Origin of the sequence: Pseudomonas gingeri, from assembly GCF_013386115.1 — a bacterium.
Classification (GTDB): Bacteria; Pseudomonadota; Gammaproteobacteria; order Pseudomonadales; family Pseudomonadaceae; genus Aquipseudomonas; species Aquipseudomonas gingeri.
The window spans coordinates 37,853-51,977 of sequence record NZ_JACAOR010000002.1; the positions used below are offsets into that span (position 1 = coordinate 37,853).

Annotated in this window: 14 protein-coding genes; 4 read left to right on the plus strand and 10 right to left on the minus strand. The window is 64.3% G+C overall.

Annotation, left to right across the window (positions count from 1 at the left end; genetic code table 11):
• Positions 1–85: 85 nt before the first annotated feature.
• From HX881_RS05055 to cpaB, 8 genes are read right to left on the minus strand one after another with little or no spacing between them, the layout of a single operon-like run.
• Complete coding sequence (locus HX881_RS05055) at positions 86–352, minus strand: DUF3613 domain-containing protein (protein WP_042935129.1); 267 nt, start codon at positions 350–352, stop codon at positions 86–88.
• 43 nt (positions 353–395) lie between these two features.
• The gene (locus tag HX881_RS05060) at positions 396–1,112 is read right to left on the minus strand and encodes a tetratricopeptide repeat protein (RefSeq protein ID WP_017125608.1); all 717 of its coding nucleotides are present in this window, start codon (positions 1,110–1,112) and stop codon (positions 396–398) included.
• Between the two features lie 11 nt (positions 1,113–1,123).
• On the minus strand, positions 1,124–2,014 hold the full coding sequence (locus tag HX881_RS05065) for a type II secretion system F family protein (protein WP_177083255.1): 891 nt from the start codon (positions 2,012–2,014) through the stop codon (positions 1,124–1,126).
• A 1-nt stretch (position 2,015) separates the two neighbouring features.
• Positions 2,016–2,903 carry a type II secretion system F family protein gene (locus HX881_RS05070; protein ID WP_177083257.1) on the minus strand — a complete coding sequence of 296 codons (888 nt, stop codon included), beginning with the start codon at positions 2,901–2,903 and terminating at the stop codon, positions 2,016–2,018.
• 12 nt (positions 2,904–2,915) lie between these two features.
• Positions 2,916–4,190 carry a TadA family conjugal transfer-associated ATPase gene (locus HX881_RS05075; protein WP_017125610.1) on the minus strand — a complete coding sequence of 425 codons (1,275 nt, stop codon included), beginning with the start codon at positions 4,188–4,190 and terminating at the stop codon, positions 2,916–2,918.
• Positions 4,190–5,377: a CpaE/TadZ family protein gene (locus tag HX881_RS05080; RefSeq protein ID WP_177083259.1), complete on the minus strand. Its 1,188-nt coding sequence runs from the start codon at positions 5,375–5,377 to the stop codon at positions 4,190–4,192. The genes HX881_RS05075 and HX881_RS05080 overlap by 1 nt, the downstream gene beginning before the upstream one ends.
• Positions 5,374–6,612, minus strand: coding sequence for a type II and III secretion system protein family protein (locus tag HX881_RS05085; protein ID WP_177083261.1), 1,239 nt, complete (start codon positions 6,610–6,612; stop codon positions 5,374–5,376). The genes HX881_RS05080 and HX881_RS05085 overlap by 4 nt, the downstream gene beginning before the upstream one ends.
• Positions 6,613–6,630: 18 nt before the next feature.
• Complete coding sequence (gene cpaB / locus HX881_RS05090; protein WP_177083263.1) at positions 6,631–7,569, minus strand: Flp pilus assembly protein CpaB; 939 nt, start codon at positions 7,567–7,569, stop codon at positions 6,631–6,633.
• A 306-nt stretch (positions 7,570–7,875) separates the two neighbouring features.
• Between cpaB and HX881_RS05095 the strand changes: the two genes are divergently transcribed.
• Positions 7,876–8,067, plus strand: a complete 192-nt coding sequence (locus HX881_RS05095) for a Flp family type IVb pilin (RefSeq protein WP_017125615.1) — start codon at positions 7,876–7,878, stop codon at positions 8,065–8,067.
• Positions 8,068–8,133: 66 nt separating this feature from the next.
• A complete protein-coding gene (locus HX881_RS05100; RefSeq protein ID WP_026007664.1) occupies positions 8,134–8,547 on the plus strand; it encodes a response regulator in 414 nt (137 codons plus the stop codon).
• Positions 8,548–8,582: 35 nt separating this feature from the next.
• On the opposite strand, the gene HX881_RS05105 is transcribed toward HX881_RS05100, so the two are convergent.
• Both HX881_RS05105 and HX881_RS05110 read right to left on the minus strand, forming a co-directional pair.
• Positions 8,583–10,253 carry a ShlB/FhaC/HecB family hemolysin secretion/activation protein gene (locus tag HX881_RS05105; protein WP_017125616.1) on the minus strand — a complete coding sequence of 557 codons (1,671 nt, stop codon included), beginning with the start codon at positions 10,251–10,253 and terminating at the stop codon, positions 8,583–8,585.
• A 198-nt stretch (positions 10,254–10,451) separates the two neighbouring features.
• Positions 10,452–11,912 carry a collagen-like triple helix repeat-containing protein gene (locus HX881_RS05110; protein ID WP_343054687.1) on the minus strand — a complete coding sequence of 487 codons (1,461 nt, stop codon included), beginning with the start codon at positions 11,910–11,912 and terminating at the stop codon, positions 10,452–10,454.
• A 511-nt stretch (positions 11,913–12,423) separates the two neighbouring features.
• Here HX881_RS05110 and HX881_RS05115 point away from each other — a divergent pair.
• Together HX881_RS05115 and HX881_RS05120 are read left to right on the plus strand one after the other, a co-directional pair.
• Positions 12,424–12,717 (plus strand): hypothetical protein, encoded by a 294-nt coding sequence (locus HX881_RS05115; protein ID WP_017125618.1) that lies wholly within the window; start codon positions 12,424–12,426, stop codon positions 12,715–12,717.
• A gap of 57 nt (positions 12,718–12,774) precedes the next feature.
• Positions 12,775–14,124 carry an MATE family efflux transporter gene (locus HX881_RS05120; RefSeq protein ID WP_177083266.1) on the plus strand — a complete coding sequence of 450 codons (1,350 nt, stop codon included), beginning with the start codon at positions 12,775–12,777 and terminating at the stop codon, positions 14,122–14,124.
• Position 14,125 lies beyond the last annotated feature (1 nt).

Below are 14,125 nucleotides of genomic sequence, written 5' to 3' on the forward strand. Positions count from 1 at the left end.
AAAAAATCGACGGCCGACAAAAACCGTGGGAGCCGGTATGCCGGCGATGGCGCCTGCTCAGGCGCCGAATGACTCGGGGGCAGGCTCAGTTGCCCTTCACCTTGCCCCCTTCATCCTGCTTGTAGAAATCCGGAATCGGATGCTTGTAGCTGTCCAGCCAGCGCTGCATGCTCTGTTCGCGCTCGCTGGGCGTCGCCACCTGGGGCGTGGGCGAACGTTGCTGGCCCTGGAGCTGCAACTGCAGCCAGTTTTCCGTCTCCTGCTGATAGCGCGACGACGGTCCCGGCTCGATGGCCTGGACCGTCGATGACAACAACAGACACCCTGCGGCCAACCCTGCTCGATAGTTCATCTCGTTCTCCCTGACCTCAACCTGGCCTCAACCTGGCCTCGACTTACTTGACCGCCGGCTTGTCCGCCCCGGCCACCACCGCCACCTGATCCGATCCGGAGCCTGTCGGGTTCTTGAGTTGCTGCGCGCGGGCCTGGGCGTCGCCGACCTGTTCGGGACTCAGGCCCAGGCGGGTCACCAGTTGGGCCGCCTGGCTCCAGTTGTCCTGGTAGATCAGCAGCGTGACCAGGTTCACCGCGGCCAGTGGGTCGGACTGCTTGAGTTCGATGGCGGTGAGGAACTCGAAACGCGCATCCTCCAAGCGCAATTGATTGAGGTAGACCACCCCCAGGTCATTGCGCACCTTTTCATCGGTCGGCGCCAGGCGCGCCGCCCGCTGCAAATGCGCCATCGCCTGGCCGTTGTCCTTGCGCGCAGCGGCCAGTTGCCCGAGCCCATGCTCGCCCTCGGCCGCCAGGCAGGTGCCGAGCAGGCTGCGGTACAGCGGCTCCGCCTCGCCGCGGCCCAGTTGCCGATAGACCCGGGCCTTGCGCAAGCGCACCTCGTCCAGGCTCTCCGGCAGCTTCTGCAGATTGGCGAGACTGGCGTGCAGCTTGCCCTCGTTGGCCATATCGTCCGCCAGGTTCAGCGACAGCTCCTGATCGGCACTCGGTTTGCCGCAACTGCCCCCCGTCCCCGTGAGTGCCGCCCACGGCGCGCGCCCATCCGTGGCACAGCCGCCCAGGGCCAACAGGGCCAAGCCCGCAATCACCGCTTTCATCGCATCACTCCCTAGGTCGTGGCAAAGGCCCTGGCCAAGGCGGTAAAGCCCGGCCCGGCGAGGACAATCAATAACGCCGGAAACAGAAACACCATCATCACCACCGACATCTTCGCCGACATCTTAGAGATGTATTCCTGCAGGCGGGTCAGGCGCCGGTCGTCCAGCAACTGCTTGAGCGCCAGCAGCGATTTCATCGCCCCGCCGCCCTGCTGGATCAATTGCTGGAGAATCACGCAGGTGTCGTCGAATTCGTCCACCGCCAGCAGCCGCGCCGCCTTGCCCAGCTCTTCACCGAGTTCAAGGCCGGAATCGACCCGCGCCAGCACCAGGCGCAGTTCGCTGGTCAGCACCGGCAGCAACTGCCGGGACTCGTTGGCGAGCACCCGCAACGCCTGCTCCACGGCCATGCCCGATTCAAAGAGGATCCGCAGCAACGGGATAAAGGTCGAAACCTCGATGGCCACCTGTTTCTGGCGGTTCCTGGCAACCGCCGCCAGCACGCGCTTGGGTAACAGGTAACCCGCCGCCAGGGCCAGAAAGGGGGCGATCCAGGGGGATTCGACCGTGGGGAAAAACACGCCCTGGCCCAACAGCACAATCCCCAGTGCCAGCAACGGCACACCGATCTGGCTGGCGGCATACAGCGAGCGCTGGCTCGCCTTGCGCCACCCGATACGGTTGAGCAACACCTGGGTTTCGTTATCCAGGCTCACCGAGCGCTGGCCGAAGCGGCTATCGCCCAAGGCCCGCAACCAGCCGCTCAGCTTGCCGGTTTCGCGCACCATATGCCCCTGCAGGCGTTGCGTCACCGCCCGTTCGCGCTGGCGGTCCCGCAACAGACTGCCGACCATCAGCACCAGGGCGGCGAGAAACAACAGTGCGCTGATCAACAGGGCCATCTCATACGCTCCGCAACATGCGCCACAGCGCCAGACAACCGAACACCTGCAGGCCGAAGGAAACCAGCAACATGCGCTGGCCGCTGGGGTCCTGCCACATGTTCAACAGGTAGCCGGGATTGGTCAGCATGAAGTAGCCCGCCACGCTGACCGGCAACAAGGCCAGGACAACCGCCGTCATGCGTGTCTCGCCGGTCATGGCACGCAGTTGCCGCGCGCCTTGCTCACGCTCGCGGATCAGCTTGATCAGGTTCTCCAGCAGCTCGCTGGCATTGCCGCCATAGCGGTGATTGACCTTCAGGCCGAGCGCCAGGAAACGAAACTCCTCGCGCTCGTAGAACTCGGCAAAATCATTGGCCGCCTCGGGCAGGCTGACCCCCAGATCGACATTGCGGCGCACCCGGCCCATGGCCTCGCGTAGCGGATCCGCCGACGCGTCGATGCCACCGAGGATCGCGTCGGCCAGGGTCTTGCCGGATTTCAGGCTGCGCATCGCATGGTCGAGCACGGGCGGCAGTTGTTCGACCATGCGCCGTACCCGGCGCCCGTAGCGCCAATCGACAAACAGGCGCAGGCCCAGCGGCGGTACCACCAGCATGACCAGCACGCCGATCAGGCCAGCCGCCGCCCAGCCCACCAGCACGAGCACTGCCCACATCACCAGCCACAGGCCCAGCCGCTCCCCCGGGCGGTCGAAGCCGGCACGCAGAAACAGCCGATCCAGGCGATTGCGGGTCGGGCTCACGGCACTGACCAGCTCCGGCTGCCCCTCGGCCAGCCGGCTCAATACCCGCTCATTGCCGGTCTTGCGCATGCCCAGGTAGAACAGGCGCACCGAGGCGCCGAGCAGCAACAGGCCGATCAGACCGAGCAACAGCGCACCGAGCATGGTCGAGCCTCCTCAATCATCAAAGGTCAGCGACGACTCGCGTCGCAGCTTGTCGCCCGCCGGATTGACGGCATCGCGCAGGAACCCGAAACCGCTCCGCCGGTCCAGGCGGAACAGGGTGTTGGTGACATAGACGTCGTCGCGCACCCCGACCACTTCCACCACCTCGCTGACACAGCGTCGACCGTCGGGCATACGGGTCAACTGGATCACCACGTCCAGTGCCGCGCAGATCATCTGACGCAGGGTCTTCTCCGCCACCTGGCGTCCGGTCAGCCCCACCAGGGTCTCCAGGCGCAGCAGGGCATCCTGGGCATTGTTGGCGTGCACGGTGCTCATGGAACCGTCGTGACCGGTGTTCATCGCGGTCAGCACATCGAGCACTTCGACGCCGCGGATCTCGCCGAGGATGATCCGGTCCGGCCGCATCCGCAGGGCGTTGCGGATCAGGTCGCTGGACTTCACCTCGCCATGGCCCTCGGCGTTCGGCGGGCGGGTTTCCAGGCGCACCACGTGGGGATGATTGAGCTGCAGTTCGGCGACGTCTTCGATGGTGACCAGGCGTTCATGGCGATTGATCAACTGGCTGAGGATATTCAGCAAGGTGGTCTTGCCGGTGCCGGTGCCGCCACTGATCAGCACGTTGCAGCGCTTGCCCACGGCCTCCTGGAAAAACTCGAAAATAGCCTGGTCGATGGTCTGCATCGCCACCAGGTCGCTGCTCTTGAGCATGTCCTTGCGGAACTTGCGGATCGACAGGCACGGCCCGTCCAGGGCTATCGGCGGGATGATCGCGTTGACCCGGCTGCCGTCGGGCATCCGCGCATCGACCATCGGCGACGATTCGTCCAGCCGGCGACCGAGGGGCGCGAGAATGCGCTGGATGACCCGCTCCACATGATGGTCGTCGATAAACCGCAGGTCGCTCTGGTGCAGGATGCCGTCGCGCTCGACAAACACCCGGTGCGGGCCGTTGACCAGGATCTCGGTCACCGCCGTATCGCGCAGCAGCACTTCCAGCGGACCGAAGCCGGTGAGTTCGTCGACGATCTCTTCGGCCAGCCGCTCCATCTCGTAGCGGGAAATCGCCAGGTGCAGGCGCGACACGTACTCGCCGACCTTGTCGATGACAAACTGCGCCAGGGCCTGGCGCGAACCTTCCAGCAGGTTCTTTCCCGACTCCTCGATGGCATCGATGATGTAGCGGTGCAGGACCAGCTTGAGGCCTTCGTGGTCGGTGTTGCCGGCCGACGAGCGCGACTGGCCGCCAAACAGTTTCTCGGCCATCACTTGTGTCCCCAGAGCCGGTTGAGCCAGCCCTCGGCCGTTTTGGTGCGTCCCTCGGAACGCTTGGCCAGGCGTTCACCCAGGGTCTTGAGGCCCTGGGTCAGCGCTTCGCGGGGGGCCAGTTCGAACAGGGTCTGGCCCTGGTTCTTGGCATTGAGCCGGACCTCGGCGCCATGGGGCAGCACCGAGATGACCTCGAAGCCGAAGGTCTTGCCGAGGGTTTCCGAATCCGGCGAGACACCCTTGAGGTAGCGGTCGACCAGCAGCCGGGCGTGGTCGAGCTTCATGCCTTTCTCGCGCCACAGGTTGAGCACCGCCAGGTTGCGTCGGCAGTCGAGGACACTCTGGTCGGTGTACCAGAGCAGCTTGTCGCAATGGCTGACAAAGGTACGCAGGGCTTCGCTGTCGGACTGCCCGGTGAGGTTCACCACGATGTGCTGGAAGTGCTGGCGCAGGGCGCTGAGCAGCATGTACAGCTCGGCGGCGCTGGTGCGCTTGAGCGGCTCGTCGCCACTGGCGTAGGCCAGGATGCGCAGGCCCGCCTCGGCGCTGGTGAAGGCGCTGTCGATCATCGTCGCATCCAGGCGGCGCAGATGACGCAGGGCATCGCCGAAATGAAACGAACTTTCCAGGCCCAGCAGCGCCAGGCTGTCGCCACGGGGCAACCCCAGGTCGAGCAGCAGGGTCTGTTGCCCGCTCTTCTGCACCACCAGCGCCAGGTGCGTCGCCAGCAACGCCCCGTCGGCATTGCCCTGGACCCCGTAGAGCACGGTAAAACCACCCAGCTGGGTGCTCGGCGTCACCGCCGGCAGGCGCTTGCTCAGGCGCCGGACCAGGCCGGCCACTTCACTGGAACGCGAGCCGTAGGCGACGAAATCCCGGGCCCCGGCACGCATCGCATTGAGCACCAACTGGTTATCCATACCATCGCCGAGGGCGACGATCGCCAGCATCGGCTTGGCCTCCAGCACACCCTCGATCAAGGCGCTCTGGGCCACCAGGTTCTCGCGGTCGAGGCCGACGAAGATCAGCCCGGCGAAAGTGACGTCCACCAGCGACAGCAATTCATCGAGGCTGCCGCCGGCACTGACCACCTGCCCCAGCGGCGCCAGCGCGCCCTGCAGCCACTCCAGGTCGGTGGTGTTGCGGGTGATTGCCAGGAAGGTCTGGCTCAGGCTCTGGCTCATTGCGATAACCCACTGCGGCGGTCGTAGTTGCCGTTGTCGAGGAAGAACAGCCGGAACCAGTTCGGGTCGTACTCGCGCAGTTTCTCCCCGGGCAGGCCGGGCAACTGGGCATCCGCCGCCAGCGGCTGGACCAGGTGCGGGGTGACGATCATCAGCAGTTCCTGCTCTTCACGCTTGAGGCTCGAGTTGCGAAAGAACGCGCCCAGCACCGGTATCTCGCCGAGTCCGGGGAGCTTGTTGACCTGGGAGCTGTTGCGCGTGCTGATCAGGCCACTGATGACGAAGCTCTCGCCATCGGCCAGGGAAATGCTGGTATCGGTGCGCCGGATCGTCAGCGCCGGCACCGGTGTGCCGGAAATGGTCACCGCGTTGCTGTAGTCCAGCTCGCTGACCTCGGGCGCGACTTTCAGGGTGATGCGGTTTTTGCCGATCACCGTCGGCGTCAGTGTCAGGCGGATACCGAACTCCTTGTACTCGATGGAGATGGTGTCGCTGCCGCTGCTGGGCACCGGGATCGGGATCTCGCCACCGGCCAGGAAACTCGCGCTCTGCCCGCTCAGCGCCACCAGGCTGGGACGCGCCAGGGTGTAGGCGAAGCCGCTGCTTTCCAGGGCATTGATCAGGGCTTTGACCCGTCCGCCGCCAAAACCGATATTGAAGTTGCTGTTATCGAAAGGCAGTCCACCGGCAACCGTGACCAGGCCGCTGGCAGCACTGGCGCCCAAGCTGCCCCCGGGTGTACTGAAGAGGAAATTGTGGCCCTGGCCGAAAATCGAGGTTCCGGCTTCCTTGAGCTTGGTCCGGCTGACTTCGACAAAACGAATATCGGTCTGTACCTGGCTGGGCAACGAGGGATCCGCCGAAGGGGCTGCCGAAGCCGTGGTCAGCCCCGCCGTGGCCCTGCCCTGGACAAACACCATGCTCTGGCGCGGCGTGCTGGAGCAGGCCGTCCAGACCATCAGGCTGGTGGCCCCCGGCGCCATGCCGGTGAGCAGGAACGCCTGGTTGCCGTTGAGGTGTACGTCGGCGATCTTCGGATCGCCCACCGCCAGCCGGGTGATTGCCACCGGCGACTGCAACGCCTGCTGCTGGCCTTCGCCCACTTCCACCACGGCTGGCAACTGCCCGAGGCCGGAGCAGGATGCCGTCGAAGCCGCCAGCACCGACTCCAGCGGCAAACTCCCCAGGACCAGGGCCCAGACCACGCGTTTGACGCTCGACAGCGATCCACTCATGCGGAACTTCCTTGCAGGTCAGGGCGTTTGTTGACTGATTTGATTGCCACGAATCACCTCGACACCACGGCCATGTCCCGTTCCCGGCGTCGCCAGGGACTGGCCCCTGGGCGCGCCGGCCAGGGCCAGCTGGGTGAACTGGAACAGCTCGTGGTTGGCGGTCTCGAGGTGGCCCATGCCGACGTTTTCCCCGGCCCAGTAGCGCGGCAACAGATGCTCGTCGGCACTGCGCACGGCCAGGCGCAAGGTGCCGACCTGGGTCGCCAGCATCAGCCGGCTCAGCAGTTGTTCGGGCACCGCCAGGACCACGGTGCGGGCACCGGCGCGCCGCTGCTCCTGGCGGACACGGTCGTCCGCCGTCAGCGCCGGCGTGGCGGGCTTGCCGTCATTGGTCAGGCCCAGTTGCTCGCCGACACTGAGCAGGCGCATCGCCGGGATCACCACCTGGGCCGACTGCTGCAGGTTGCTCGCATCCTGGCGCAGGAACAGCAGCACATCGACATAGTCGCCCGGGGTCAACTGACCGCCAGCGCCGATCACTTCATCCACCGCCACCGCCAGCGCGCGCTCATCGGCACGGATCATCCGCGCCAGCGGGCCACCGGCCTGGAAGCTTTCGTCACTGAGCCAGGTCCCGGCTTTCAGGGGACGCCAGGGTGTGCGGTCGACCGCCTGTTGCAACGAACCCAGGCTGCCGGCGGGTGCATTGCGCAGCCGTTCGACCACCAGGTCGGCGGCGGTCAGCGGCACAAAGGGCGGGACATCGTGGGCCAATACCACCACGGGTTGACGGGTCTGGTCTTCGGCGCTGGCCACAGCTTTTTCGACAGGCGCGGAGGGCGCCTCTGGCGGAGCGACCGGTGCCGGCTGACGACTCAGCGTCAATCCCCAATAACCGGCAATGATGGCACCGATCAACAAGATGACCGCAAGCACCATGGTCACGCGACTGTTCATGACGGCTCTCCCTTTCCTGCTGCACGACAGACTGAAAAACCTGCGCATTCAGGCAGCTATGAACATCAACTATTTCGCTATTTGAAGGTAGCGCAGCTAGGACAAAACGCCATTAACGCGTGGAAAATATACAAATGAATAGAAAGAAAACCGGACTTTATTGACGCCAACTTCCGGATTAATACTTTGGGATTAATCCGTTCTTACAGTTGTTGCTCGTCGTTTTCTTGACAATGCTGTGATGGCATAGGGAAACCATGTCGCAAGACCGCTGCAACGGCGCTTTCAAGCGCAAGGAGATGTCAGATGTTCCTTGAGTTGGTTATCAGACTATATGTGCAGGTCCAGGTTTTCTTTCACAGGAAAGAGGGCGCATCAGGTATCGAATATGCGATTGTCGCGGCAATGGTCGCCGTCGTGATTGCGGGTCTGGCGGGAGGCATAGGTGACAAAATCAAGACGATATTCACCAACATCCAAAACGGCATAGGTTCCTGACCCCACTCCTCACATCCCCCAAAGAGGCGCTACACTCCCATGCAAACCCAGTGACAGGAATCGTCCATGACCTCCTCTGTTCCCCCACGCCAACAGCTCCTTTTAGTGGATGACGAAGAGGACGCCCTTCTGGAACTGGCCGAGCTGCTGGAGGGAGAAGGGTTTTCCTGTTTTACCGCCACCTCGGTCAAGCAGGCGCTGTTCCACCTGACCAAACACCCGGACATCGCGCTGGTCATCACCGACCTGCGCATGCCCGAGGAAAGTGGCATGTCGCTGATCAAGCGCCTGCGCGAACACACCTCCCGCCAGCACCTGCCGGTGATCGTGACCTCCGGTCATGCCGATATGGACGATGTCAGCGATATGCTGCGCCTGCAGGTCCTCGATCTGTTCCGCAAACCCATCTATCACGTGCGCCTGCTGGAAACCCTCAACAATCTGTTTCCGCAGCCACGGATCCACGTCGTCGGCTCCTGAATCACGCGCCTCCCCCGACTGGCACCTGCCCCACCCTACAACTGATAGCTGAAGCTGAGGGTATAGCGTGGCCGCCGGTTGAAGGTGTCCAGCGCCATATCCGACATCGGCTTGGCCGCCTCCAGGGCGATGTTGTAATAACGCCCGTCGCCGAAACGAAAGCCCAGCGCCGCCGAGGACATGTCCGAGGCCTTGATCGGCGCGTCGTTGAACCAGGCCCGCGCGCGGTCCAGTACCACGTACGGCTGCAGTACCTTGACCCAGGCCCCGTCGCGACTGAAGCTGTAGTTCAGTTCGTAGGCCACGCCCCAGCCCTTGTCGCCATTACCCTGGTCATCGGGGTAACCGCGGCCGAAGTTCTGTCCGCCGAATACCGCCCGCTCGCTGTCCGGCAGATTGTCCCCGCTCCAGTACAGCGCCGCCGAGATCACCCCCTGCCAGTGCTCGAAAAACTTGTCGCTCTGCACCCCGGACAGCCGTAGCCGGAAGAAGTCCAGGTCGTACAGGGCGTTGTTGGTGTTGGCGCCCATGCCATTGATGCCCTGGTAGACGCCGGCACTGAGAATACGCAGGCGCTCGGCATCCGACTTGCGCCAGTCCCCCTCGAACGCCAGTGCTCGCAGGTCGGTTTTTTCCTCCACCTTCAGCGGTTGCCCGACTACCTGGTAACGGGTCTTGTCGTTCACCCCGTACAACCGCCCGCCGAGACTCAGCCATTCGTTGCTGGCGGCGATCAGCGGATGGCTGACGCCGATGGAAAACCGATCGTTCTGCCGATGGGGTTCCAGCTCCAGGTTGTTGTCCAGGATCAGGTTGCTGCCGGGATCGCTGCGATAGTGCGACCCGTACAGGCTCAGTTGGGTGCCTTCGGCATTGAGGAACTGGCTGTAGTCGACGCGGTAGTAGTGCTCCTTGTCCTTGCCCGGCGGAAACAGCCCGCTCACGCTCAGTTGTTCGCCCATCGACGTCCAGGCGTTACTGCTGGCGCCGAGCAGCGCCTGCAGGCTGTCACGACTGCTGTCCACGGTATTCAGGGAGGTGGTGAACGGTTTTCGGCTGGCGATGGCGATCAGGCTGGTCGCACCGTCGGTGGTCCCCGGCGGCGGGACCTGGGCTTGCAGGGCCACGCCGGGAATCCGGCTCATCAGAGTGGTGTAGCGTTCGAAGGTCTTGCGGGTCAGCGGACGCTCGGCCTTGAGCTTGGCCACCAGCTTGTCGAGGAGCCCGGACACCGCGCCGATATCCCCCTGCAACTGGTAGTCGCGGATATAGCCCTCGACCAGCACCACGCGGACCAGGCCCTGGCTGAAATCCTGCGGAGGCAGGAACGCGTAGGACAGCAGGTAGCCATCTTCCTGATAGCGGCGGGTGATGCCGCGGGTCGCCTCGATCAGGTCGGCCAGGGTCGTCTCATGCCCCATCAACGGCTGATAGAGCGCACCGAGTTCCTGCAGCGGGTAAATCGTCCCGCCTTCGATCTGCAATTTGCGGATGGTCACCCGGGTCCCCATCAGCAACGCCTGCCCCTGGCTCGCGCCGGGTTGGGGCAACTGCGGGCTGATGGCCTGCGGACGGTAGGCATCGGCGGGCAGGTTCGGGGTCGGCAGGGTGCGGACGGTGTCGTTGCTGTTGAGAAAACTGGGAAGGGTATCGGCGTAGACGGATGAACAGAGGGCGCACAACGAAAACAGGGCAAAAACGCGCATGGGACACTCCATTGCCAGACCGCAGCGGCGTTGCGATAAAGAGAAACAAGGCTCGCGGTGCATCATCTGCCGTGACGCGACCGATCCAGGCGCCTTGCTACTGCACTCGAAAAAAGACGAGAGAATCAATTGAATCCCTCGTCTCAACCAAGCGTAGGCGCTGTAGGAATGGCCGTCGAACCGGCCAGGTGCAATTCGCTATTTTCGACTGGTCAGGCCCAGGCCATTGAGCAGCCCGCCGAGACCGCCCGTGCTGCCACCGGTAGCGGTGCCCGTGCCGCCGGCACCCACACCGCCGTTGACCAGACCGCCGACCGAACCGACGGTGGCGCCCACGGCGTTGACGGTTTGCCCCAGGGAGCTGACCACGGGATTGCCGCTGCTGCTGTCGAGCTTGGTGCCGATGCCGCTCACACCGCTGCCGATCTGCCCCAGCAGGCCGCCCACGGGACTACCCAGGCCGGTGGTGTTGCCGATGTTCTGGGTCAGGCTGGCGACTCCGGAGGTCACCGGATTGAGCGCATTGCCCAGGTTGCCGCCGAGGCTGGCCAGCGGTGCGCCGGCGCCCGTGTTGGCCATTCCGGTGCCGCCGAACGCGGTGCCCAGCGAGGCGATGTTGTTGCCCAGGGACAGACCGGTCAGCCCCAGCGAATCGAGCAGGCCATTGCTGCTGCCGGCTGCCACACCGCTACCGGCCCCGCCGACGATACCGCCCACGGTTTCCAGCAAGCCGGCACCGCCCAGGCCTGGCAGGCCGCCGGAACCCGAGCCGGAACCACTGCCCGAGCCGTTGGGATTCACATAGCCACCTGCCGTGCCCACCAGGGTCCCGGCATTGCCGAGCAGCCCGCCGACGGTGTTGGTCAGGGGATTGTTGTTGCCGGCATCGGTCACCTGGTCGCCGGTATTGTCCAGCGCCGTGCCGACGCGGTTGAGCAGGCCACCGACCGGATTACCCAGGCCGGTCGCACTGCCCACCTTGGCCGTGGTGCTTTCCACCAGCGAGATCACCGGGACCAGCCTGTCACCGACACCCTGGGTCACACCGCCCAACGGGCCGGTGGTGGAGGCGGTACTGAGGGTGTCACCGAGCATGGTGACGCGCTGGCCGACGCCATCCACCAGGGTGCCGACCTGGCCCACGACCGGGCTGACAATCGGAATGTTCTGGACGGGCGCCGTGGCGGCAAAGGCCGCTACCCCTTTGCCCAGGCGGGACACGCCGGTACCCAGGTCGCCGGTGGCATCGCCGACGCCAGCGACGGTGGTACCCAGGGCATTGCCGTCGGTGCCCAACTGGCCCAGGCCGTTGGTCAGGCCGGCGCTCAGGCTGCTGACCGCATTACCGGTCGAGTCCACCAGGCCACCGACGCCACCGGTCAGGGCCGTACTGCCCAGCAGCGGTACTGCCGCCAGATTGGTGCCGAGGGTGCTGACCAGATCGCCGACGCCATCGGTGGTGGAGCCCACACTGCTGACCACCCGGCTGGTCACCAGGGGGGCAACCGTGCCGCCACCGGTTCCACCACCTGTACCGCCACCAGTGCCGCCACCGGAGCCGCCGCTGGCTCCCGAGCTGCCGTCCGAGGCGCTCGTCTCACTGTGACTGCCACCGCCACCACTGCTGCAACCCGCGAGGCTGACTGCCACAACCAACATCAATGCCGTACCTGTTTTCCACCATATTTGAGTGTTCATGAGCGTGAGTCCTTGCACCTGTGTACTGCCTGTTATTTTTTGAAAGCCCCCCGATCCTCGTGAAAGGGAGATACTTTCTTCCGTACAGACATGACAGTCCCGAAACCCACTTCCAACAACGCTAAATTTGGTATTAACAACTAATATAAACCTCGTAGAATCGACAAAAAAGTTAATACCAAGTAAATAACCTTTCCTTGGCGTCAATATAAAAATTCATATCTATCAAATACAAATAGAATCGCACCAGTACAACAAAACAAACCTATGACTTAAGTTGTATATATACAATTTCCAGTATCGACAGCCGGAAAACTCACTTGATCCGGGCCTCGCGCCCAAGTAAGCCGCCGCCACGCCGGCACGCCATCCTGAATTTCCCCTTGCAAACCTCTATGCTTCAGGGAACTCGACGGCTCGCGGCATGGCCAAAGGCTGGAATCCGTCACCACACGCTCATCGGGATGCACACATGCAGGTAGAAAGTTTTTTCGGGTGGCTGGGCCAGGTACTGGGATCGGCGATCCGTTTTATCGTCGACGGACTGAGCGGGCTGTTCAATCTGCTGACCCACGCCGGCAGCAACTTCGTCGATGGCATGGCCCGGGCCCTGGGCATGGACACCTCGCTGATCAGCATCCTGATACTGATCATCGGCCTGATGTTCCTCTATTCGGCAGTCCGCGCCTTCATGCGCGCCTCGATCATTTTCGGCATCATCTGGCTGGTGCTCGGCCTGTGGCTGTTGAGCTGGATCATTCACTGACAGCCACCGCGACCGCCAGGGCCGGCGCTACAATGCGCGCTCTTTCGAGGAGCCCGCATGTCCACCCTGATCGCTGACTGGCGCGACCGCCCGACCCACCGCAAGGTCTGGGCGCTCGCCGCGCCGATGATCCTGTCGAATATCTCCGTTCCACTCGTGGCCCTGGTCGACAGCACCGTGATCGGCCACCTGCCCCACGCCCACCAGTTGGGTGCCGTGGCGGTAGGCGCGAGCCTGTACATTTTCCTGGCCTGGGCCATGGGTTTCCTGCGCATGGGCTCCACCGGATTCGCCGCGCAGGCCGCCGGTCGCGGCGACGGCACGGCACTGCGGCAGATCCTCTTGCAGGGGTTGCTGCTGAGCCTGGGGCTGGCGGCATTGCTCGGGGCGATCGCCCTGCCCTTCAGCGACCTGGCGCTGAAGATCATGCAACCGTCCACCGAACTGCACCAGTTGACCCTGGACTTCTTCCACACACGGCTGTTCGGGCTACCGGCCGCCCTGGCCAGCTATGCCCTGGTCGGCTGGTTCCTCGGTACCCAGAACGCCCGTGCGCCATTGGCGATCCTGTTGACCACCAACCTGATGAATATCGCGCTGAACCTGTGGTTCGTGCTCGGCCTCGACTGGGGCGTGGTCGGCGCGGCCCGGGCCTCGGTCATCGCCGAATGGAGCGGCGCCCTGCTCGGCCTGGCCCTGACCGGCAACGCCCTGCGCACCTACCCCGGCAAGGTCGCCTGGGCCGCGCTGGCGCTGTGGCAGAACTGGCGGCCGCTGCTGACGGTGAATCGCGATATTTTCATCCGCAGCATGGCCCTGCAATCGGTGTTTTTCCTGATCACGGTGCAAGGTGCGCGCCTCGGCGACGCCACCGTCGCGGCCAACGCCCTGCTGCTCAACGGCCTGCTGCTGACGGCGCATGCCCTCGATGGCCTGGCCCACGCGGTGGAAGCCCTGTGCGGCCATGCCATCGGCGCCCGCGAACGGCAGACCCTGCGCCGCTCGCTGGTGGTTGCCGCCGGCTGGTCACTGCTCGCCAGCCTGGCCTTCGCCCTGCTATTCCTGCTCGGCGGCCACCTGTTCATCGCCCTGCAGACCGATATCCCCAGCGTGCGCGAAACCGCTTTCGGCTACCTGCCCTACCTGGCTGTGCTGCCCTTGATCGCGGTGTGGAGCTACCTGCTCGACGGCCTGTTCATCGGTGCCACCCGTGCCCGGGAAATGCGCGACGCCATGCTGCTCAGCGTGCTGCTCAGCCTGCCCGTTGCCTGGGTCCTGAGCGGCTACGGCAATCACGGCCTGTGGATAAGTTTCCTGCTGTTCATGCTGCTGCGCAGCCTGACCCTGGCCGCCAGTGCCCTGAAGCTGCGCCGGCAGGATCGCTGGTTCGACAGCCCGGCTCACTGAC